This window comes from Indolivaga alginatilytica (genome assembly GCF_003201355.1).
GTDB classification, from domain to species: Bacteria; Bacteroidota; Bacteroidia; order Bacteroidales; family Dysgonomonadaceae; genus Dysgonomonas_A; species Dysgonomonas_A alginatilytica.
Genome location: NZ_QICL01000004.1, coordinates 111117 through 132280, shown reverse-complemented (window position 1 = coordinate 132280; position 21164 = coordinate 111117). Strand labels below are relative to the sequence as shown.

The following is a 21164-nucleotide window of genomic DNA, read 5'->3' as shown; positions in this document are numbered from 1 at the left end:
TTCATACTATATATATCTTATAAAGAGAATATTTCAATAGATTCGCTCGGATAACCATAAAACAAGTAATGAAGCGATGTAAACAACCGAAATCACAATTATCGTTATTTTATTGACTATCCGCACTATCATAATTTATCTATGTTTTTAACACTCCGATCACAAAAAACAAACAGGTAAAAATCCCCCCCAATACTACCAAAAAAATACCCAAAAAATTTATCTGCAATGAATTGGGTTTTCTGCTCATTTTTCTAGGGGGTGGGGTGTACCCTTTTTGCTCGCTTCGGGTTGGTCTGCTCCCTGTCCTTTAGGCTCTTTCGTTGGGTTCGCTTATATGTATAAGCATACTTAACCACTGTGTCAATTAGTTATGTTTGCTGTTTTGCCTTCTGCTCCTTTGCTGCCTTATATAGTGAGCAAACGTTACATCTAAGCGGTAAATAATAGCGTATTGTATTATCGTCCGTCTGTTCCTTCTCCTTCTTCCACCCCTCCAGATCGCTAATCTTTAGCAATATTTCAGCCTTCAATTTTACATCATTTGTGTTGTCTGCAAGTTTATTTAATTCTGAAATTGTTTCCCCCTTCGTGCGGTTTGATTCTGTGGGGTTGTTTTCCGTGTCCGCTTCTGTTTCGTTCCCTTCGTTTTGGGTAGTACTGTATCTGTGCTGATCGGTTGCAAATAGTTCTTTTTTCCTATCCTCTATATAGTATTTGCATTTGTCCGTATTAATCCAATTCCTAGCTTGTGTATAGACACTTTGGCGGTTGGCTTGTGCTTCTCTCGGTCTGCTCTGCTCGTAAGCAATAACAACCTTTTGGGAAGCTGGGAACTTACTTACAATATAAGCGTCTAAACAAAAACGCTCTAAATTAGAAAGTTTCTCAATTTCGTTTTGTCGCTCCTGTGCGGTCTTAGGTATCTTGTATTTCATTGTATTAAGGTATTAACGCAAATAGCCCTAAACGCTGCCTTATAGCAATGTTCAGGGCTTTATGCCTCTTTAAGTTATAAACAAATATAATCATTTATTTAGGGGCTTGCAAATAGTATTAATGTCTCTATAATAGGGGTATTTGCATTCTCTTATATGCCTGTATATTTTTAAGTTAAGCCTGACTATTGCATATTGTTAAAAATGCAACAATTGTTACATTTTTCCATCAAATTTGTTGGTAGTTTAAAACCTATTTTGTATCTTTACTACTGTAATAATAAGGGAGTTATAGCGATAATTCAATAAAAAAAAGTCCGTTTTGCAGATACATATAACGTTTAAAAATCTGCCAAGTTGAGCCACTTGCCAAGCTCGTTAAATGAATTACAATATATCTCTTATTATCTAGTATCTCGGCTTTATCTGTTTACCGAGAAAAGAGGCAAATGAACAGAGAAAATCGGATTGAGCCGATTATCCCTATGTCGGTTAGTGTTCTTTGACGTATTGAAATTAGACACCCATTCTAAGGGGGTCTGGCGAAAGGGAGAATCGACCTGAATAGTAGCCAAAATATTAGAATAATCGGACGCATCGCAAGCGGTAAGCGTGTTATATGGGTTGCAATCCATTCCGATGAAAAACAAAACACGCACCTAACACAAATATTTATAAAAAACAATATGCAGCACTAAAACTCACTTGTGTAAGCCTGTTTGTTCTGGTTTGTTGAATGAACAACCGAACTACTAAAATAGCGACAAAACGACTTTTAAAATGCTTGCATCCCTTTTGTTATTGGGTTAACACTAGGGAGCTAATTCTAACTAAAAAAAGATAGGGTTGCTAAAGTTTGGCGACCTCACAACCCTATCGAAAGTATAAACTTTCAATTACGGGAAAACAAAAGTCCCCGCCGTAATCGGGGCAAATTTATGAAAAATTTTGCAATCTATAAAACTTCTCAACTTCAAACGTTAACAGATAACGTTTTCCAATTAGCCAAAAACAACCCTTCTGGCTTTACTTTCAATCTAAATAGTTTACAATTTATTACATCCGGCTATGTTGCAGCCTACAAAGCAACACAGAACAACTTTGGAATATTAGGGCTACAAAATGCCATAAATTACGCTTTATCAGTTGGCACAAATATTATCGGTGGTTGGTATAATTCCGCAAATGATATGTTCTATTTTGATGCCGTAAATGTGTTTCAAAATCTGGACGAAGCCGCAAGTTTCGGAATAGAAAACGAACAAATTTCGATTTTTGACCTCAACGAAAACAAAGAAATACAGCTTTCTTAATTGTCTAATATTCAAAACATAAAGCCATGTCAGCACCTAATTTCTGTAAATACGAAGCAACAAAATATTATGCTATCGGCATGAGTACCAACGAAAGCGAAATATTTGATTCATGGTATTTTGACGAAATAAAAGAGAATATCGTTACAGAGCTTGAAAATTTGACCGAAAAAGCAACCTATTACACTTTAGATAGTGATAATGTAAATCATAAAATGAGCCGTTATTATGGCGGCTCATATATCCATAGTTTAGCACTAAATAAAACGTTTGGAGACGTGACTATAAATGTAGTCTGCCACATAATAATATCAAATGGACGCTATGAAGGTGCAACACTGGACTATATAACAGATATACAGATAGACGGCTACTCATTTGATAATTATAAAGATTTTCTAAAACATTTCGACTATACGGATTTAGATTATTATTCTAAAATGCCTGTGGGTATGCAGAAAATACAATCAAAGAATATAGAAAAATTTGTTCGTTCTGCTACTCCTGAACTAACCGAACAAGTTGAACAAATTTTATCAGAATATTGTCAACTCGCACTCATTAAAACGGCTCAATTTTCCAACGGTGAAGCGATCTACGAAAAAGCAAGTTAAACAACTTTATTACCTCCGACAATGAAAACAGAAGATTTTAACAAAGCAGTTCAGATACTTACAACGAACAATCAAATAAAAGTATCTTTTAATACACCTATAACAGATAATTATAGTAGTGTGTATAAAATATTGATACATGAAAGTAATGCAGCCGTAATAAATGAACTAATAAAAAACGGCTATTCATTATCTATGTGTCCTAAAGGTTTATCAGTCAAAAAATATTAATACTATGATAGTATCATTCAACTATATCAGAGAATGTCTGAATATCACTAAAAAACTGGCTGCAATTGGTTTTCACGCTGGCGACTGTTCCGAAGATATAAAACGAATCAGCGAATTACCCGAAATAAAACGGCAACTAAAGAAAATTGACCCCGAACAACTAAAGAACGAACTCTATGATTATGGAGCTTGGGACGACAAAGAACTAAACAGCCATGATGAAAATATACAGCGTATTCTTTGGATTGCTTGCGGTGACATTGTAGATGGTAAATAACAAAAACTCCGACAAATGAAAAAATTTGAAATATCCTTTCCATATACGGTAGATTATCCAAACAATGTGACCGTACAGAAAAATGCAACCGAAATAGTGGACGCTGAAAATGAAAACGTAGCATTTTGCAACGCTCGAAACAATGTCGCACAAAGAGAAGAAATCGTATTTAAAGCCGTTTGCATCATGTTACCACCAATAAGCAAAGCGACAATCAAAGAAACCTCACAGGCTGCAATAAATGCAGAATTAGAAAATATATTCAATGATGAACAATTTAAAAACATAATCAAATGAGTACCAAAATAGATAAAATGATAGTAGATGAAATTGAAAGAATCTACAACGAAGATGAAGAATTTAAAAACGAATTTGATAAACTGTTCCCACCTAAAAAGGTTACAATCCTACTCGCATCTTCTCCAACTTTGGACGGTATAAAAATATGTCTCGAACAATATTTTTATAGTGAAAAAGAACTAAAAGAAATAAGCCCTACCGAATGGCAAGTCTTAGGAACGAAAAGCAATTTCAGAGTAATAAAAAAAGGGAAAAGATTTCGTTTTGAAGCAATAAACAACTAATAAAGAAGGGTGCGTACCTCCGACAAAAGATTCACGCACCCTAAACATTAACTAACCTCCGACAAAAGAAATCAATTAACAAAACAAAGATATGAAACATTTCAGTAACATAACCTCATTAGAGGACTTAAAAAGCCAATATAAAAAACTTGCACTGGCGAACCATCCCGACAAAGGGGGCAAAACAGAAACCATGCAAGAAATAAACAACGAATACGATATACTTTTCTCGATCTGGAAAAGTAAATTGAGCGTGAAAACCAACGAAACCGCACAAAGCACCCGTAGCGAATTTTACACGGCGTGGGGATGGAAGGGTGACAACTACAATTCAAATTTAAGGACTAAGGACATAGCAAAAATTGTCCGTGAATATTTAAAAGAAAAATATCCGACCTATAAATTTTCAATAACTGCACCCGACTACAACAGCCTCGATATAGCATTATTGGAAGCACCGCAGGACGTTATTGTATATGACAATTTAGACGATTGCCAAAAGAAATATTACAATGAAAATACCCTCAATTTCGATGTCAATTACTACCATATCAGCAAAGACGACAGACTGACCGAGCTATGCAGGGAGATATTACAAGATGCTTTCGATTTCGCCCAAACATACAACTTTAATGATAGTGATGCACAAATCGACTATTTCCATACAAATTTCTATAATGGAATGTCAATCGGTAAATGGGATAAACCTTTTAAAGTTGTTGAAAAACAAGCAAGAATAAAAGCCGAACGACCACAAAAGCCAACCGAACAACCCGAACAAAAAGCCATACCCGAAAATCTGGATATACAAATTATTGACTATTCCGAAAAAGCCTTTGCACTGATAGGAGAAACCAAACCTATCAAAGAACAATTGGGAAACTTGGGAGGAAAATTCAACAAGCACCTCAAATGTGGCGAAGGGTGGATATTCTCTAAAAAGAAGCATAAAGAATCTATTAATAAACTATTGAAAATTAAAATAGCATGAAAAATACAGATGAACGTACCTCCGTAACAATCGAACTGAACAACCAACTCGAAATAGTACAGATAGACCACGATTATAAATTTCAATGTTCCGACAAACAAGCTGCATCCGTTATAGGTTGCTGTTTTTATATCGAAGGAAAGGGATATTTAGCCTACGAAAACGATAATACACCCTATACCCCCAGAGGCGGTTATGATGCCTTAAAAAGCATCCTGAACGATGGTGGCTTTCTCCATTACGAAGGAATAAAATTTATCAACCCTATCCACGAAAGAGGCGTACAACGAATAACCTGTTTCGATTAACACCCGACCCGAACGGCGAAGCATAAAAACCTTCGCTGTAATTATTTACATAATAAATTAAAAAAATATGAATGCAATATTTGTCAATACCCAAGACGGTATTATAAAAGCAGACGTAATATATAACCCTTTTTGGAAAAAGTTTCAGTTATATATAGACGGCTCATTATACGGAGAATATAACGAAGAAGAAATAGCTATTGAAGATAGAGACAAAAGTTTTTCGGAAGAAAATATCATCAAACCCGACTGTACACTGCTAATCAGCACCGAAAGCCCATTATCCAACCAATGCAAAGCAATCGCAGGCGATAGTTATAATACAGGCGATTTTGAGGACTTGTACAAAACAACCCTTATCAAACACCGAAAAACAGGCTTAGTTATCCGAACCATTTCTAAAAGTGAAATAAGAGAACATTTAGCCGACTATCCGAAAAAAGAAAACAAATAATTAAACCTGAAAGAATAATCATAGACAAAACGGACGATTTAAAATTGCTACCCGTAGAGATCGCTTGCCGTTCAACCGTCTGGATATTCTTATATAATACCTCCGACAAAATGAAAAAGATAATAGAACGTAATATGTCTCTTGAACAGACCTACACATTAATGGATAAATTTTATATCCCCATACTCGAAAGTTTAGGGCATTGTTGTCAAAATTGCTTCAAACCGCTTGCAAACATTGCAATCGTAAAAGGAGAAAAGGATAATAAAACATATAGCATCGGTTTCGATTGTTTAGAGACGTTTCTTTTGAATAATGCACTCTTAGAAGGGAAAAGTATTGCCGAATTTGAAAAAGCTAAAAAGAGCCTTCCAAAAGTTAAAAATCTATTGCACTACTATTCCGAACAAATCAAACAACTTCAAAGAGTATCATCCATGACATTTGAAATTATATCTTCTGGCAGATGGATAGAAACATATTTTTATTCAGGAGAAAAAATCATCTGGAACGATAGCGAAAAAATAAAACCCGATTTCGACATCGAAATGCTTATCCATTCCCTACGGGCAAAGCATCAAACTATTTCATTTCAAAATATTACTAAATAATCATATAAAAACCTCCGACAAAATGAAAGAAATTAGAGATTTAAAAGACCTAGCAGTAAGAGCTTGCAGTGGCATTTATTCAAACCCAGAGGCAACCGCAGAACGAAATATAAACGATTACTCGAACGACCTCAAAAATCTACTGTCAAAAATCTACTGTCACAAATCCCTACCGAATACCATGATTGGGTAACAACTAAATACATTTCACTATATCGTGCATGGCTCGGTTCACAGACACCCATTTATTCATCGTTTATTTCGGGTGCATCAAACTTCCCTGTCCGAAGAATGGAAAAATTGAATCGTTGGGCTGACAATCATTATAAAAGGTTTTCAGAATGGCGTGAGAATATTACCCAAAGAGTAAAACGATGGGAGAAAAAGAAAAACTACTCCCTTAGTTCAGAGATCGAAGAACAGGAAGAAAAATTGTCCGAGCTAAAAGAATGGCAAGAGACAATGAAAGCCATAAACAAAGTTGTTCGTAACAAAAAACTAACAGAGGAAGAAGTTTCTGACGAATTGACAAACTTCGGTATTTCAAAAGCAACTGCTTATATACTTCTCAATCCGACATATTCTTATGAGAAAAAAGGGTTTCAGACATGGCAATTATCTAATAACAATGCCAAAATCAAAAATACAGAAGCCCGAATCGCCGAACTGCAAAAACGCCTCGATGCCGAAGGGAAAGAAAACGAATCCTATACCATCAACGGGGTAACAGTCGAAAAAGACATTGCCGAAAATCGGATAAAATTGTTTTTCCCCTCAAAACCTGACGAGAAAATGAGAACAGCCCTCAAAAGTAGCGGTTTCCGATGGTCGCCCAACAACGAATGTTGGCAAGCCTACCCCTCCGCAGAATGGAAAATAAAAGATTTATTAACCAATTATTCAGTATAGACAATGAAAAATCTAACCTACAAACAATACCTGACGGAATCCGAAAAATTCCGTCAGGCAGTAATCAACTATATCCAAAGTAAGGATTATGAAGTTGAATACAAAGAATTGAGTTACCAAATACTTGATGCAATCGACCAGAATAGCAAGTCAGACAAAGAGTTGAGAACCGAAGCATATAAATACTTCATTTGCCAAGCAGATTACAAGACAATTAAGCTCAGGGAAATTTGCAAAATGGCAGGGTACGACTATTGGAACACTCGCAACATGAACAAACTGGACGTATCGAACGCAATTGACACCATCGACACAGCACATCTTTATTTTGGAGGCGAAAAAGCAATGCAAAGTTTTACCCTTCAAAAGCTGACTAGATATGTAGTTCAAGATAATAATATCGTTTTTGAAGGTGGTTACACTGTAATAAATCCCCGTCATTTTGTAGAAGAAAAACTCCAAAAAGATGGCTACAACTTAACTATGACACAATTATACCGTGTCAATTTTCAAGATAATCAGATTTGCACCACATGGGAAAGTGCAGACCTCGAACCCGTAACAGTCGATATTCTGGCACTAGAACTCAATTTTCAGTATGTAGCCATCATTGCCGATTTTGGTACAGAAATAATGTCAATTGCCATTGACTTACAGAACGGGGAAATCACGCAAACACCTGTATATCAAAATTACGAATGGATTAAAGAAGCTACTACTGCACAACTGGAAGCCATTTGTGAAGCAGTAGCAGCAAAATTTGAGGACAGTAAAAACGAATTTAGGGAAGCGAAAAATCAACTAAAAAAATGAATCATGTATAAACAGAAAATTAAAATATTCACTCACAACGAAGTAGAGAAACTTGAAAATAGTGTAAACGAATGGCTTACTGATAATACAACAGACGGACGATGTGTTATTATGAAAATTCTACAATCTGAATCTACTAAAGGCTGGACTTTAACAATCTATTATAACGAAGCCGAGAAATAAAACAATTTAATAATCCCCGACCAGAATTATGGAAACAAAAACATTCAACGAGCGATACAACGAACTATTTGAACAAGTAGAAAACCGACTGGAGAAACTTACCAACTGGATAGGCGAACCGTCAGAATATGTGAGCGAGCCATGTTTGAAAATCAAATCCGACACTTCAATTTATGATGAAATATGTTATCTGCACGGAAAGTTATTATTAATCGACCAAAACGGATTGCAATATGATTTATCAGTTATGGACTTTGAAACCCTTTGTCAAATAACAGACAAACTATCTTATATCAATCCGTATGCAAGGGATGCAAAAAAACGCCCTTTACGCCACTTAGCGGAAAGCAATATAGACTTATCCCCCTTTGCTAATTTCAGTGCAACGGGAAGCCCCGAAGGAATGAAAAAACAATTTTACGGCAAAGGTGCATTACTGGTACAATTCGGGAACTATATCTATAACGTAACGTCCGAACCCGAAATCTATTTTGAACATTCGCAAGAATCCGACCAAGACTATTAATCTGAAACATAAAACCTCCGACCAAATGGAAAATATTCAAATACAAGTTAATCTCAAATACGAGACAGCCTACTTTCCGAGTAGTAAACATAAACTACAAAGAACCAAAGTAGAACAGGAAACCATTACTGTAAACCTCCAAAAGCTAGAATACAGTGAGGTACAAATTGCTTTCAAAGTAAAAAAGTATAATTGCAGGGAAACCTACTTCTACCACAACGGACAACTATGGAGAAAGATAAAGCAGAGTGAAAGAAATTGTGGTAAATCAGGTTTAAATCCTATGAAGGCACTGATAAAGGAAGTTCGTAATGCAGCCGAAAACCTCCCATATTGGACTGGCAACCGAATCATACGAGAAGGCGACGAAGTACACACCAAAGAATGTCAGTTACGAAACTTTCAAGAAAAGCCCAACAACTACCTCATTATCGGCAAACACACCTACACCACAGTAGGCGAACCCCGATATGTAGTAAATACCTTCGGATTAGGTCACAATCACGGTGGTACAGCGATGTTTGTCGAAAATTGGTATAACTCTAATATCTCGAACACTTCATATTTCCCTGCCGACAAAAGGAAAGAAGCGATCCAATACGGTAAAATGGTAGCCAAAAGGAGAGGCGACACCGAATATGTAAGAGCTATCGGCAAATGCTGCGATATAAAGATATTTATGCCCGAATTAGTTACCTGTGATCCACTAAACCAACACGGCGAAGGAGACAAATTTATAAATCGCATGAACAGCCTTATTGATGTCTCTGGTTCAGTGTTAGAAGCAGGATTGTTGGTAATTACAGCAACAAATAAGGAATTAAACAAATTATAATTTTTTCAACCAAATTTATTAATTAAAACCTCCGACAAAATGACTGATAATGAAGCAAAAAGAATTGTGTCCGACCTTTTGACTGAAAGAGGCGACACAGAGATAACAGTACATGAAATAATAATGATGGATTCCGATGCAATTCAAGCCAAAACATCATACGTCTGGTATCTCAACGGTTGGCGTAAAGAAGTATCTTATACCGAAACATGGATAACCAAAGACGGTAACTGTAAATGGTGCATCTTATTATAAGCAGCCGAGTAAATCAATCAAAAATCAAATTAAACCTCCGACAAATGAAAAAAATATCAATCAAAGCAGTTATAAATAGCGACAATTGGATAATTACAAAGATTATTCGAGGCTACAATGGTGTAATACGAATAAATGCAAAAACACGATTCTATATAGCCGACAGTAACAATTTATTTTGTGAATGGTGTTCTGAAAAATATGCAGATGCCCTTTGTAAAGCAAAATACGGAAAAAAAGCATCTGAATTAAACGCATTTCGGTATAACTAAAAACAAATAATATGAAAATAACAGAATTTATTGATAAATTAATAGCTACAACTCTGCGTGGCGATAGGTATAAAAATAGACTCAGAGTTACTAAGGAATTAATAATAAAATTTAATAAAAACCTAAAAGTTTCTGATTTTACCGAACATACCACTGAGAATTTTGTCGAATTTCTTAGGCAACATCCAAAAAAATACCGTCCAAATACTATCAGATGTAAGTTTCAAATACTTCAAACTATACTAAATAAAGCAAGTCGTGAATTTAAAATTGATTCTGGCTACCAGTCGATTATTGTAAAGGGGGAAGCTCCTGAGACGATTGCTCTTTCTGAAAAAGAGATAAAAGCCATAATTGACGTGAAAAGATTATCTCCTAAAGCGGAAGTCGTAAGAGACTATTTTGTCTTAATGTGCTATACTGGACTTCGTTTTAGCGATACAATCAATCTTAGAAGCCCTAATATAATAGGTACTAATATAGTGGTTCGAACCCAGAAAACAAATTATATAGTTGAAATACCAATACATCCAGTTGTAAGAAACATATTAGAAAAATACAAATATAAGCTACCTCAAAGTCCGTCACAACAATCATTTGGGTTAACATTACGAAGGATATGTTTAAAAGCTAATTTAACAAAGCCAATTACAGTAGAAAAAACAAGAGGGGAAAGATTATATAAACGTGTATATTCTTTGTATGAACTAATTACTCCCCATACTGGGAGGCGAACTTTTGCAACAAACCTATATTTTGCTTCTCAACCTGAGAATATTCCATTGTATAGGATAATGCTTCTTACAGGACATACAACACAAGAATCATTTTTTAAGTATATAAGAATACAAAAGAGTGATAATGCAAGGTTTATGTCTGATAAATCTTTTTTTAAACCTAGACCCCAAAATTGAATTAATATGAATTATCAAGTCGATCTTAAAGATGCCGAGCAAGCCGACCGATTAACAATTATTATCGGATGTCGGCAATATTTTATTTACGAACAAAACGGAAAACTGCATATCGTTGTCGATTCCAAAGATCGTATGCAAATTGAACCTTGTTCCAACAATAGTATAGATTTGATTTAACAACCTTCTAATTATATCACTAGAATATGGCATGCAATCATCATAGAAATAATTGTATGCCATTTCATTATTAACGACTTTTCGTAAAAACCAATGACTTTTCGTAAAAACCAAGACTATGAATAAAAATGAACTTACTTTTGAACAGGCATGGAAATATCTTAAACACAATTGGAGTTTAGGATTTTTCAATATAAGTAAAATAGCACTACGAATTGAAATAGACCGTAGTACCTTAAACTGTGCGTTGAATGAATCGGTAGATAAATCAACAGGTAAACTTGTCGAAATATCCGACAAACATCATCAGAAGATTATCGACTTTGTAAAATCCATTCAGTTTGACACTTTAGTAAAAAATTGATTAAAAACATAAAGCCATGAACCTAAATATAAAATTCACAACCGCATTTCAGAAAAAGTACTTTAGGGAAAGATACGTTCTCGACCATCTGAAAAGCTACAACAATAATACAGAAGTCGATTGGAACGACCTTACAAAACTATTTCTGATCGAATTTGTCGAATACCTGTTAGACGAAGTATCGCAAAACTCGGCTAGAACCTATTGTGCCCATATCAAAGCTATCCTGAATAAATACAGTGAGGCAATAAATTTGCCTTGTCAGGATTTTGCCGATATACTTACACTTAAAAAAGTAGGAGTAATCAACACATACCTTACATTAGATGAAATTCAGTTGCTTATAAATTATAAGCCCGAAAATGAAATCGAGCATACAATACGCAATCAGTTTCTATTATCCTGCCTTACAGGTATGCGTTATTCCGATGTAATACATTTGAATAGCACCAATATAGTTAATTCCGAGATAATATATTTCGCACAAAAAACGAAAAATGTTGTACACACTATTAGTTGCCCCGTTACAGAACAACTTATTAATGAAGAAATGAACTTCAAATACGCACAAAAGACTTTTAACAAAGTTATTAAGCAGATTTGCGAAAAAGCAGGAATAAATAGTGAAGTAAAGATCGTCAGGGCAGGAAAAGTCGAAACAGGAGCCAAATATAAATTTATCTCCAGCCACGATGCCCGCCGTTCCTTTGCGACTACCAACTATGAAATCACTTTGGATATTGTTTTGGTCTGTTCATTAATGGGACATAAAGACATCAAAACGACACAGACCTATATTTGCCGCTACCAAAACAATACTAAAGAAGTCAAATCCACATACGGAAAACTCCATTTAGCAGTATAGGTAAACCGATTTTGACGAGAATAAAACTCGAATATATCTAATTTTAATAAAACGAAATTTTATGGGAACTAAAAAACAAAATGCAACAACAGGTAATCAAGCGTTTGATAACGTTATTGAAAGCGTACAACTCTTGCACGAATACATTTACGCTGTGGATGATGAAACTACTTTTGCATTAGTTCTGGGAGGTGCTATAAACGAAGAAGATGTTATGCAAGGCATTTCTGTAAATGTCGGTAACTTTCAAAATCCTCAGATATTTGATACCGCAGTCAAAGTACTTACGAACGCAATGAGGGAAAATGATTTAATCTCACGACTTATAATACAAGCCTTTGAAAATTACAGGAACAAGGGCAATGTAAAGGTTGTCAAACTATCTGTCGATTCACCTCTCGAAGCCTTAATAGTTTTAAAAAGCCTCATAGAAAATGGAGGTAAAGTGCCTGATTTAGACCAGTTACCACCCGAACTAGCAAAAGTGATTTCCCAAAAAATTCCCGACCTCGCCGAGCTTCTTTCTTCCAAAATACCTAGTTTTGAGGAAATGTTAGAAGAAAGTGAACCTTGCGATAACCCTCTTTGTCCTGTATGTGCCTTTAAACGTAATAAAGGTATGTATAACTAAAATTCCCAGTCAGATTTAAAACAAAAAAGGAGAGCGTTTTCGGCTCTCCTTCTTACAATTCATTATTTTATGCTGCTTCTTCCTTAATTACTGACTTTTCTTCCTCTTTATTCTTACCACCTTTCTTTTTCTTTCCTTTATCCACTTTCGGATTAAAAATTACATCTAAAACCTGATTATTCAATTCATCAATAGGTGAGTAGTCTACATCTATATACTTCCAAGCTAATTTCTTGTCGGGAGCATGAACCAAACAAAAGTCAATCAATTCATCCGATGCTTTACAGTAATTCTTGGCAACAGTAGCCCAAGAGTGACGCAAAGTATTAGTCGTCATTTTTTTTATACCTTCATCATCGCAAATCTGCTTCAAACCCTTATTTACATTTTCATAGAATCCTTTAGGTGTACTATATCTTTGTTTAAAGTTAAACAGATAACCATTCTTACCTTTATACTTTTCAAATAAATACAAAATCTCTGGTCTGACAGTTACCTCCGTATATGCCTTATCTTCTCTTACTGTTCTTGTTTTATGCCTGTTATAACGTAATTTACCGCCCTCGAATCTCCAGTCCTCCATGTCATATAAATCTATTGTATTTATACCGACCATATAAATCATTAGTTTAGCAACATCCTGAGCTATTTCGTCTCTTTCTCCCTTTGGATTGGCTGAAAACAATTTCCTTATACTATCTGTATCGGTAGCCTTCTTATGCGGAGTATCACATTTTGGAATTTCTAATTTGTAAAATGGGTTATTCGCAATAAAAATTACATTATCCTCGTAATCGTTGTACTTATCACGTCCTGCGTCAAATATTGCCTTCATGTTGGAAGGGTATTTCTGCTTTGCCCTTGCTGTTTCCATAAGGGTTTCAATCCATTTTCCTAAATCTTTCTTCTTTATATCCTGAAAAGCCAGATTAGTGTCGGTAAAAAACTTCTTGAATGACTTGATCGCATCTTCGTACCCTTCGGCGGTCTTATCCCTACCTTTCCCTCTTAAATTCTTAACAAATTCATCGCAGTACGGATAAAACAGAACTTTGTCATTACTGCTGATAAACTCCATCACTTGCTTTACCGTCCAGTTATCCGTGTCCTTCAAATTCAGTTTATCCAAAAACTCTTTAATTCTGATAGAGCATTTTGCTCTCACGATCTGGTCGGTAATTTCTCCACCCTTTAGATGTCCGTCATGCACATACATATCCGTCTTGATATAATCAATCTTACGGTTGTGTGTTACCCGAATGTAAACTGCATACATTCCGTCACCTCTTCTTTTTCTGACTACTTCTTTAAATGTCGCCATAATCTTTGTTTAAAAATTTACAATTAAAAATTATTTGTAAACCCCTAAATCAAGTGTAAACTATTTGTAAACATTTCAACTCAACCCGTGTAAGAATAGCTTAGAAAACCGTGTTTTTCTATGTCAATCCCAAATATAGGCACATAAAAAAAGCGACTACTTTAATCGTAATCGCTTGAAAATCAATGTTTTATAAGGCGGTATGGACGGGACTCGAACCCGCGACCCCCTGCGTGACAGGCAGGTATTCTAACCAACTGAACTACCACACCATTATTAAAAATACTCTTTAGGAGTAGCATTTTCTCCCAAATGCATTGCAAAAGTAGTGTAGTTTTCTGTAACCTCCAAGAGTTAGAAGAAGTTTTTTTAAACTATTTTTAATCACTATTGATTATGAGAAGATTACAGGAGGTGTTAGAGGTAAAGAATCAGTGTTGTCACAAGTAATTTGAGTAGAATAACCAATAAATATAGATGAAATAATAGTAAAAATTCATTGATTGATTAAGCTACCAAAAGTTAGTCTTAAAGAGGATTTCAAGTGATTTGTTTGAACCAGTGTTTGAACCAAGACTTAAATAATTAAGTCATGAGTACAACAGTAAATGTAGTATGTTATAAAAACAAAAAACTTTCAAATGGAGAAAGTCCCCTTATGCTAAGAATCTGTATGAATAGAAAGTCTAAGTATAAAAGCTTAGGAATCTCTGTTAATCCACAATTTTGGGATTTTGATAAAAATAGACCAAAATCAAATTGTCCTAACAAAGATTTAATATTGAAAATCATATTAGATAAGGAAGCTGAATATCAGAAAAGAATATTAGAACTAAAATCAGAAGATCAGGAATTTACAGCATCTACACTCATTGCACCTAAATCAAAACATATAATCAAAACTGTAGGAGAGTTCTACAAAGAGCTAGTAACTGAATTTGAACAATCTGGAAGAATAGGTAATTCAAGGATCTACAAAGACTCTCTAAGGTCTATAGAGATGTTTACCAACAACAAACTGGATATTCCATTTTCTCATATTGATTTGGATTTCCTAAAAGGCTATGAGAAATATTTAAGACAGAGAGGTTGTGTAGATACAAGCATGAGTATGTTCTTTAGAACTCTCAGGAGTGTTTACAACAAGGCTATAGAGGCTAAACATGCCAAGAAAGCAACTTATCCCTTTGATGAGTTCAAAGTCTCAAAATTCAGCATCAAAACAGAGAAAAGGGCTATATCCAAAGACAATATCAAAATAATAATGAATTTGGATTTAACAAAAGAAGGAGAATATATGCAGTTTGCCCAAGATATATTTATATTCAGTTATTTCTGTAGTGGAATCAATTTCTCAGATATTGCTAATCTGAAACAGAACAATATTGTTGAGGGTAGGCTTATTTATGTAAGACAGAAAACAGGTAAGAAAATCAATATTCCTCTATGTGAAGAAGCAAATGCTATACTTCAAAAGTATTCTTCTGAGAGTTTAACAAGTGGGTTTCTCTTCCCTATTCTCAATCAAGCCATTCACAATACTGAAATGCAGAAATATAATAGGAGGAAAAAAGTATTACTCAAAGTCAACAGGTCATTAAAAGAGATTGCTAAAATAACAGGGATTAATGCAAATCTGACTACCTATGTGAGTAGGCACAGCTATGCTACTATCCTAAAGAACTCTGGTGTCAATATAGCTTTGATTGGGGAAACTTTAGGTCACTCAGATTTAAAAACTACTCAAATATACCTAAACAGCTTTGAGAATGAACAGATTGATGAGGCAATGAAGAATTTGTTGTAGAATAAAGTCTCTCTAAACAATATCTAGTATTTACAATTTTCATACTTTAGGGGTTTATTCCTAACTAAACAAACCCCTAATCTATGGAGAATAACCAATACAATACTTCCTATGATGTATTAGAGACTGAAATATTTGAGAAACCTATTGATTATGTAAAGCTTACAGAATCAGACTTTTTTGGTTTAGAATTTTCAAAAGAACCAATAGATATTCCATCTGGAAAATACTTGACAGATGTAATAAAACCGAATTTCTATAATGATAAGGTATCTAACACAGTTGTCATAAGTTCCTCTGTTGGTCAAGGCAAAAGCACTTTTGCTATTCAAGTTGCAAAAAATTATATTTTACCTAAATTTCCAAGACCTGATGCTCCTGTATATACAGTTATTTTTGCTGTACCTTACAAATCTCTGATCAATCAGTACATCTCTTTAATACAAAAAGAGATAAACCATATTAAGATTCCCGATTATAACAATTTAGTTGAAATTCCTTATAAAGAACGAGGTATCAATAGTGAGAAAGCAAGTAGCCCCAATAATATAAACTATGGCAAAAGGTCTAGAATACATGTAATGACTATAAATTGTCTTCTGGGAAATCCGGGAGATGATGCTATGGAACAAAGTTCAATTAAAAGTAAGTATCTTGAAGGAATTATAGATTATGCAAAAGATAAGGGTAGAAAAATCATTTTGATATTTGATGAGATTCATGCAGGAATACAAAACTTTAAACAAGAGTTAATCTTTAACCTTTGGAAATTTAAAACCAGTGGAGTATTACATAAAAGCTTTATTCTGAGTGCAACATTTAATGAAGCATCAAAAACAGTTATAAATTATCTAGCAGAATTAACAGATAAGAAACTACATATATATGAAAGTGTAAGAACTCAACAGACTGAAAAACTGAGTAATTTGCATTTGTTCTTAACCAGAAAAAGAAATTATAAATTTGAGAGTGATGAGTATGTAGAGTTCTTCAAGAAAATAATAAAAGAACATCAGCATTTGAATATATTATCATACTCAAAAGATAATGCAATAAAAATAGTACAACTATTCCTAAATAATGATGAACTAAAGTCCTTAATTCAAGATAAAAAATGGAAAATAAATCTTAGTATCTCAGAAGACAATTTTGAGAGTTTAGATAAAAACAATTTTGAGAATATAGAGTTTGAGGGAAAGTTTTTAAAAGATTACTGCAATATAGGTACAATGTTTAGTACAGGGATAAGTATAGAACACGAAGATAGTGCTTATGTGATAATACTCCCAAATAGCTTTCCAAGTAGTAAAAATTTCAACAATAACAATTTAGGTATATTTAGTAATGGCACAATACCTATTATTCAATCTTTAGCAAGAGCTAGGGAAAAAGCAGATATATATGTAATAATGCCTACACCTACACAGTTAATTATTCCTGATATAAATGACCCTTATAATTCATATATACATAAACTACCTAACATTCCTATTTTAGAGGAACTGAAAGAAACTAATATTGAGAAAGATTTAGATTATTATTCAGAATATAGCCAAATTGGACTTGGAGAACAAGAAGCAATTATAAGAGTGAAGTATGGTCTAATCTATGCAGATGTTAAAAAGGAAATAGATCTTGTTCTAGAAAAAACTGATACAGGGGAAAGGGAATATTTGCCATCTCTTAGGTATCCATCCAAAGATGAATTTATGCTGAAATGGGGAGAAAAGTTCCTTTATAGTAAGTATGCAATTTTTGGAAAAGATTTATCAGCTTATATGATCTGGGCAGCTTTTAATAATCAATTTGTAAATTGTAGACTAAAAAGTATTATTTCAAAACCTACAGAAGAAGTAGTTATAGAAGATGGGCATTTGCATGATTATTTATATAATTTATTCATGGATATTTATAATTCAGAGGAACATCAGAACAAATTTGAAATATGTGACTACATTTTATATAAAGACTTTGAAAGGAATATTTTTTCAAATACAATATCATGGGCTAACAACTATACCCAGATATATAAATCAAACAAACCCTTTCAGCAACATATTATTGCTTTCTTCCAAAAAGCAATAAAAGGTAATAAAAGGTTGCATGACAATTATTTTCAAAAAGATCAATCAGGTCATGTAATAGACATTCCATTTAAAGGAGAAGATTATTTATTATGTTGTATGGCAAATGCCTTGATATATAGCAATGAACAACTCACAAATAATGCCCGAGAAAATAATCTTATTGAAACCTATCTGAATTTATATAAGCTATACCAAATGTTACTAGAAAAAATTGTTTTCATAAAAGAAAACAATGGTAAAAAATATATTTACTCAAATTTTAATAGTTTCTCAGAGAATCCATTTAGTGATTTTGAAACAGATTTTATTATAAGAACTATAGTTAATATAATGAAAGATGAATCTTACAAGGTATTTAGAAAATTTGATTCATTAAATCCAGATAATAAGAATGATGCACTAGTAAAAATATATAAAGAGCTAAAAAAGACATTCTTTATTAAAACAGGAAAATCTCACATAGATAAACCTATACCCAATACAGACCAAACAGAAAATATAAATATTGAATATATTGAGATTATTGAGTTACCCAAGAAAAGAACAGGCATAGATCTACTCTATAAATATGAATATGTAAGACAAGAAAATTATGATGATCTTGTATTATTAAATGAATGTGATATAATAGGTCAAGAATTTGATATGTATATTCAGTCAACTCAACCACTAGAGGACTATATGCCTGTTTCAACAATAACATTAGAAGGACGTGAATATAAGAATGAAATAAGAACAATAGAATAACATCTCATATATAGACACTTTTTTGTAAACTGCTATAATATAGTTTTTCAAAAAAGTGTTCACTATTTACAATAATATAATCCATGATAGACTCACCCCTATCATGGATTTTTTGTTGTTCCATCAAAAACAATAACCACTAAAATCCCAAATTATGAATTTAGAACTAAAACCCACCCAAAGAAAAGCATCAAAAATCAAAATGGCATTACAAGGCTGTTCCTCCTCAGGAAAGTCTATGAGTGCCTTACTGATAGCCAAAGGACTATGCAATGGTAACTTGTCTAATGTTGCAGTCATAGACTCTGAGAACAGTATTGAACTCTATTCCCATATTGGAGATTTCAAGGTTTTGAACCTTTCCCAGCCATTTTCACCAGAAAGATATATTGCAGCCATAGAATTATGTGAGAAGTCCAATATAGAGGTTATAATCATTGACTCCATTAGTCATTGTTGGCATTACCTCCTACAACTCCATAGTTCCCTTTCTGGGAACAGTTTTACCAACTGGAACAAGATAACACCCTTGTACAATATGTTTGTTCAAAAGCTCTTACAATCCCCTTGTCATATAATATGTACCATCAGAACAAAACAGGATTATATCATTAAAACTGTGGATAATAAAACCACAGTAGAAAAGATTGGTCTTAAAGCAATTCAGAGGAATGAGATAGATTATGAATTCACCACAGTATTGGATATTGATATTCACCATCAAGCTAAAGCAAGTAAAGACAGGACAGGTCTGTTTATGGATAAGTCTAGTTTTGTTGTAGATGAATCAACAGGAACTAAAATATTGGATTGGTGTAATTCTGGTCTTAAGGTAGATGATGTAAAGAGACAGATCAAAGAAACAACCTCATTAGATCAATTGACAACAATCTACAATCAATATCCAGAATGGTATAAACTTCTGGCTACTGATTTTGCCAAACAGAAAACATTACTTCAATCTAGGCAAACTAAATCAACAAATAATATTAACAATCAAAATATAAATCATCATGGAACAAGTATTACAAATAAGGCAGGGTAATTTGCCCTTATCATTCAGAACTCACAACAGAATAATAGAAGAAGCTGTAATCATTGAAGAATCTAATACAATTCAAAATATTACACAAGTTAGAACATCAGACAAAAGAACTCCCTTTATAGAAGCTAATACCAAAGAAGTCACATTTCAACATCTGAAACAAGATTGTGTTATTCCTGTTTTCAGCAAAGACAATGAAGTAACTATTAGTCATACCAATTTTATTGAAACAGTCTATGAAGCAGCAACAAAAGTATTTCCTAATGAGAGGATAGATGCACCAGAAATAAGAGTATCTCACCTTATTAAAGGCAGAACCCCAGATGCTATTCATAAATCGGTGAATGAGCTTCTTGATCAAGATAAAACCTTATACTATGAAAGAGCAGCCTTTGTAATGGAGATACCCACCATACATGAAGATATTGAGGGTAACCTCTTAAATTTGTCTATTGGTGGTGTGAGAGCCTATAACCATGAAAACCTGTACAGCAAGAAAAGTGTAGAGAAGTTCAAAGTCTTTATAGGATTCAAGAATATGGTATGTTGCAATCTCTGTGTTTCAACAGATGGCTTTAAGGAAGAACTCAGAGCCTTAAATTGTAATGAGCTAATCAATAAGGTAATTCAGATGTTTCAGCTTTATAATGTTTCCAAGCATCTGCAATTAATGAACACCTTTAAGAATTACAGCCTCACAGAACATCAATTTGCACAACTGGCAGGAAAATCAAGATTATACCAGTGCTTACCATCAAAAGAACAGAAACAATTACCCAACCTAGATTTTAATGATGGGCATTTGAATATTATTGCTAGGAACTATTATAAAGATGATGCTTTTTGTAGGAACAATGACAATTCTATTAATCTGTGGAAAGTATATAATCTCTTTACAGGGGCTAATAAGAACAGCTACATTGATTCATTTCTAAACAGGGCTGCTAATGGTACTGAGTTTGTAAATGGTGTAGCATCTGCTCTAAAAGGGGATAGTGAGTATAGGTGGTTTATTGAATAAGTCTAAGTTTTCATTACATTTGATATATGATTTAGACAGAGTTCTGCTTGTTTTTTATATAGAACTCT

29 protein-coding genes and 1 tRNA gene are annotated in these 21164 nt (G+C 33.8%); 26 read left to right on the top strand and 4 right to left on the bottom strand.

Annotated features, from left to right (window positions below; genetic code table 11):
• Positions 1 to 371: 371 nt before the first annotated feature.
• Positions 372 to 938: a hypothetical protein gene (locus tag CLV62_RS05650; RefSeq protein ID WP_110309805.1), complete on the bottom strand. Its 567-nt coding sequence runs from the start codon at positions 936 to 938 to the stop codon at positions 372 to 374.
• A 422-nt stretch (positions 939 to 1360) separates the two neighbouring features.
• The gene (locus tag CLV62_RS21475; RefSeq protein ID WP_146212705.1) at positions 1361 to 1573 is read right to left on the bottom strand and encodes a hypothetical protein; all 213 of its coding nucleotides are present in this window, start codon (positions 1571 to 1573) and stop codon (positions 1361 to 1363) included.
• 303 nt (positions 1574 to 1876) lie between these two features.
• Between CLV62_RS21475 and CLV62_RS05645 the strand changes: the two genes are divergently transcribed.
• The 22 genes from CLV62_RS05645 (at position 1877) to CLV62_RS05545 (ending at position 13068) form a co-directional block, all read left to right on the top strand.
• Positions 1877 to 2251 carry a hypothetical protein gene (locus CLV62_RS05645; protein ID WP_110309804.1) on the top strand — a complete coding sequence of 125 codons (375 nt, stop codon included), beginning with the start codon at positions 1877 to 1879 and terminating at the stop codon, positions 2249 to 2251.
• A gap of 26 nt (positions 2252 to 2277) precedes the next feature.
• On the top strand, positions 2278 to 2865 hold the full coding sequence (locus tag CLV62_RS05640; RefSeq protein WP_110309803.1) for a hypothetical protein: 588 nt from the start codon (positions 2278 to 2280) through the stop codon (positions 2863 to 2865).
• 21 nt (positions 2866 to 2886) lie between these two features.
• On the top strand, positions 2887 to 3096 hold the full coding sequence (locus CLV62_RS05635) for a hypothetical protein (RefSeq protein ID WP_110309802.1): 210 nt from the start codon (positions 2887 to 2889) through the stop codon (positions 3094 to 3096).
• A gap of 4 nt (positions 3097 to 3100) precedes the next feature.
• A complete protein-coding gene (locus CLV62_RS05630; RefSeq protein ID WP_110309801.1) occupies positions 3101 to 3373 on the top strand; it encodes a hypothetical protein in 273 nt (90 codons plus the stop codon).
• Positions 3374 to 3388: 15 nt separating this feature from the next.
• Positions 3389 to 3670, top strand: a complete 282-nt coding sequence (locus tag CLV62_RS05625; protein ID WP_110309800.1) for a hypothetical protein — start codon at positions 3389 to 3391, stop codon at positions 3668 to 3670.
• The gene (locus CLV62_RS05620; RefSeq protein ID WP_110309799.1) at positions 3667 to 3957 is read left to right on the top strand and encodes a hypothetical protein; all 291 of its coding nucleotides are present in this window, start codon (positions 3667 to 3669) and stop codon (positions 3955 to 3957) included. The genes CLV62_RS05625 and CLV62_RS05620 overlap by 4 nt, the downstream gene beginning before the upstream one ends.
• A 91-nt stretch (positions 3958 to 4048) precedes the next feature.
• Entirely contained in the window at positions 4049 to 4948 is a 900-nt protein-coding gene (locus CLV62_RS05615; RefSeq protein ID WP_110309798.1) for an LPD29 domain-containing protein, read from the top strand.
• Entirely contained in the window at positions 4945 to 5256 is a 312-nt protein-coding gene (locus CLV62_RS05610) for a hypothetical protein (protein WP_110309797.1), read from the top strand. The genes CLV62_RS05615 and CLV62_RS05610 overlap by 4 nt, the downstream gene beginning before the upstream one ends.
• A gap of 67 nt (positions 5257 to 5323) precedes the next feature.
• Entirely contained in the window at positions 5324 to 5710 is a 387-nt protein-coding gene (locus CLV62_RS05605; protein WP_110309796.1) for a hypothetical protein, read from the top strand.
• Between the two features lie 110 nt (positions 5711 to 5820).
• Complete coding sequence (locus tag CLV62_RS05600; protein ID WP_110309795.1) at positions 5821 to 6321, top strand: hypothetical protein; 501 nt, start codon at positions 5821 to 5823, stop codon at positions 6319 to 6321.
• A gap of 63 nt (positions 6322 to 6384) precedes the next feature.
• The gene (locus CLV62_RS05595) at positions 6385 to 7230 is read left to right on the top strand and encodes a hypothetical protein (protein ID WP_110309794.1); all 846 of its coding nucleotides are present in this window, start codon (positions 6385 to 6387) and stop codon (positions 7228 to 7230) included.
• A gap of 3 nt (positions 7231 to 7233) precedes the next feature.
• Positions 7234 to 8043 carry a hypothetical protein gene (locus CLV62_RS05590; protein WP_110309793.1) on the top strand — a complete coding sequence of 270 codons (810 nt, stop codon included), beginning with the start codon at positions 7234 to 7236 and terminating at the stop codon, positions 8041 to 8043.
• Between the two features lie 3 nt (positions 8044 to 8046).
• Positions 8047 to 8226: a hypothetical protein gene (locus CLV62_RS05585; RefSeq protein ID WP_110309792.1), complete on the top strand. Its 180-nt coding sequence runs from the start codon at positions 8047 to 8049 to the stop codon at positions 8224 to 8226.
• Positions 8227 to 8473: 247 nt separating this feature from the next.
• Positions 8474 to 8752, top strand: coding sequence for a hypothetical protein (locus CLV62_RS22340; protein ID WP_394337192.1), 279 nt, complete (start codon positions 8474 to 8476; stop codon positions 8750 to 8752).
• A 25-nt stretch (positions 8753 to 8777) separates the two neighbouring features.
• Entirely contained in the window at positions 8778 to 9587 is an 810-nt protein-coding gene (locus tag CLV62_RS05575; protein WP_110309790.1) for a hypothetical protein, read from the top strand.
• A gap of 39 nt (positions 9588 to 9626) precedes the next feature.
• The gene (locus CLV62_RS05570; RefSeq protein WP_110309789.1) at positions 9627 to 9842 is read left to right on the top strand and encodes a hypothetical protein; all 216 of its coding nucleotides are present in this window, start codon (positions 9627 to 9629) and stop codon (positions 9840 to 9842) included.
• A 44-nt stretch (positions 9843 to 9886) separates the two neighbouring features.
• The gene (locus tag CLV62_RS05565) at positions 9887 to 10114 is read left to right on the top strand and encodes a hypothetical protein (protein ID WP_146212704.1); all 228 of its coding nucleotides are present in this window, start codon (positions 9887 to 9889) and stop codon (positions 10112 to 10114) included.
• 11 nt (positions 10115 to 10125) lie between these two features.
• A complete protein-coding gene (locus tag CLV62_RS05560; RefSeq protein WP_110309787.1) occupies positions 10126 to 11028 on the top strand; it encodes a tyrosine-type recombinase/integrase in 903 nt (300 codons plus the stop codon).
• A gap of 6 nt (positions 11029 to 11034) precedes the next feature.
• Positions 11035 to 11208: a hypothetical protein gene (locus CLV62_RS21665; protein ID WP_170120019.1), complete on the top strand. Its 174-nt coding sequence runs from the start codon at positions 11035 to 11037 to the stop codon at positions 11206 to 11208.
• A gap of 118 nt (positions 11209 to 11326) precedes the next feature.
• Entirely contained in the window at positions 11327 to 11572 is a 246-nt protein-coding gene (locus CLV62_RS05555; RefSeq protein WP_110309786.1) for a hypothetical protein, read from the top strand.
• 16 nt (positions 11573 to 11588) lie between these two features.
• Positions 11589 to 12437 carry a tyrosine-type recombinase/integrase gene (locus CLV62_RS05550; protein WP_110309785.1) on the top strand — a complete coding sequence of 283 codons (849 nt, stop codon included), beginning with the start codon at positions 11589 to 11591 and terminating at the stop codon, positions 12435 to 12437.
• A gap of 61 nt (positions 12438 to 12498) precedes the next feature.
• A complete protein-coding gene (locus CLV62_RS05545; protein WP_110309784.1) occupies positions 12499 to 13068 on the top strand; it encodes a hypothetical protein in 570 nt (189 codons plus the stop codon).
• Between the two features lie 67 nt (positions 13069 to 13135).
• Here CLV62_RS05545 and CLV62_RS05540 read toward each other — a convergent pair whose 3' ends face one another.
• Both CLV62_RS05540 and CLV62_RS05535 read right to left on the bottom strand, forming a co-directional pair.
• Positions 13136 to 14389 carry a tyrosine-type recombinase/integrase gene (locus tag CLV62_RS05540; protein WP_110309783.1) on the bottom strand — a complete coding sequence of 418 codons (1254 nt, stop codon included), beginning with the start codon at positions 14387 to 14389 and terminating at the stop codon, positions 13136 to 13138.
• A 198-nt stretch (positions 14390 to 14587) separates the two neighbouring features.
• Positions 14588 to 14661 (bottom strand) — tRNA-Asp (locus CLV62_RS05535).
• A gap of 320 nt (positions 14662 to 14981) precedes the next feature.
• On the opposite strand from CLV62_RS05535, the gene CLV62_RS05530 reads away from it, so the two are divergent.
• The 4 genes from CLV62_RS05530 (at position 14982) to CLV62_RS05515 (ending at position 21096) form a co-directional block, all read left to right on the top strand.
• Complete coding sequence (locus CLV62_RS05530; protein WP_110309782.1) at positions 14982 to 16196, top strand: site-specific integrase; 1215 nt, start codon at positions 14982 to 14984, stop codon at positions 16194 to 16196.
• 83 nt (positions 16197 to 16279) lie between these two features.
• Positions 16280 to 19030 carry a DEAD/DEAH box helicase family protein gene (locus tag CLV62_RS05525; protein ID WP_110309781.1) on the top strand — a complete coding sequence of 917 codons (2751 nt, stop codon included), beginning with the start codon at positions 16280 to 16282 and terminating at the stop codon, positions 19028 to 19030.
• Positions 19031 to 19184: 154 nt separating this feature from the next.
• The gene (locus tag CLV62_RS05520; RefSeq protein WP_110309780.1) at positions 19185 to 20075 is read left to right on the top strand and encodes an AAA family ATPase; all 891 of its coding nucleotides are present in this window, start codon (positions 19185 to 19187) and stop codon (positions 20073 to 20075) included.
• Positions 20044 to 21096: a DUF3871 family protein gene (locus CLV62_RS05515; protein WP_110309779.1), complete on the top strand. Its 1053-nt coding sequence runs from the start codon at positions 20044 to 20046 to the stop codon at positions 21094 to 21096. The genes CLV62_RS05520 and CLV62_RS05515 overlap by 32 nt, the downstream gene beginning before the upstream one ends.
• The last annotated feature ends 68 nt before the right edge of the window (positions 21097 to 21164 follow it).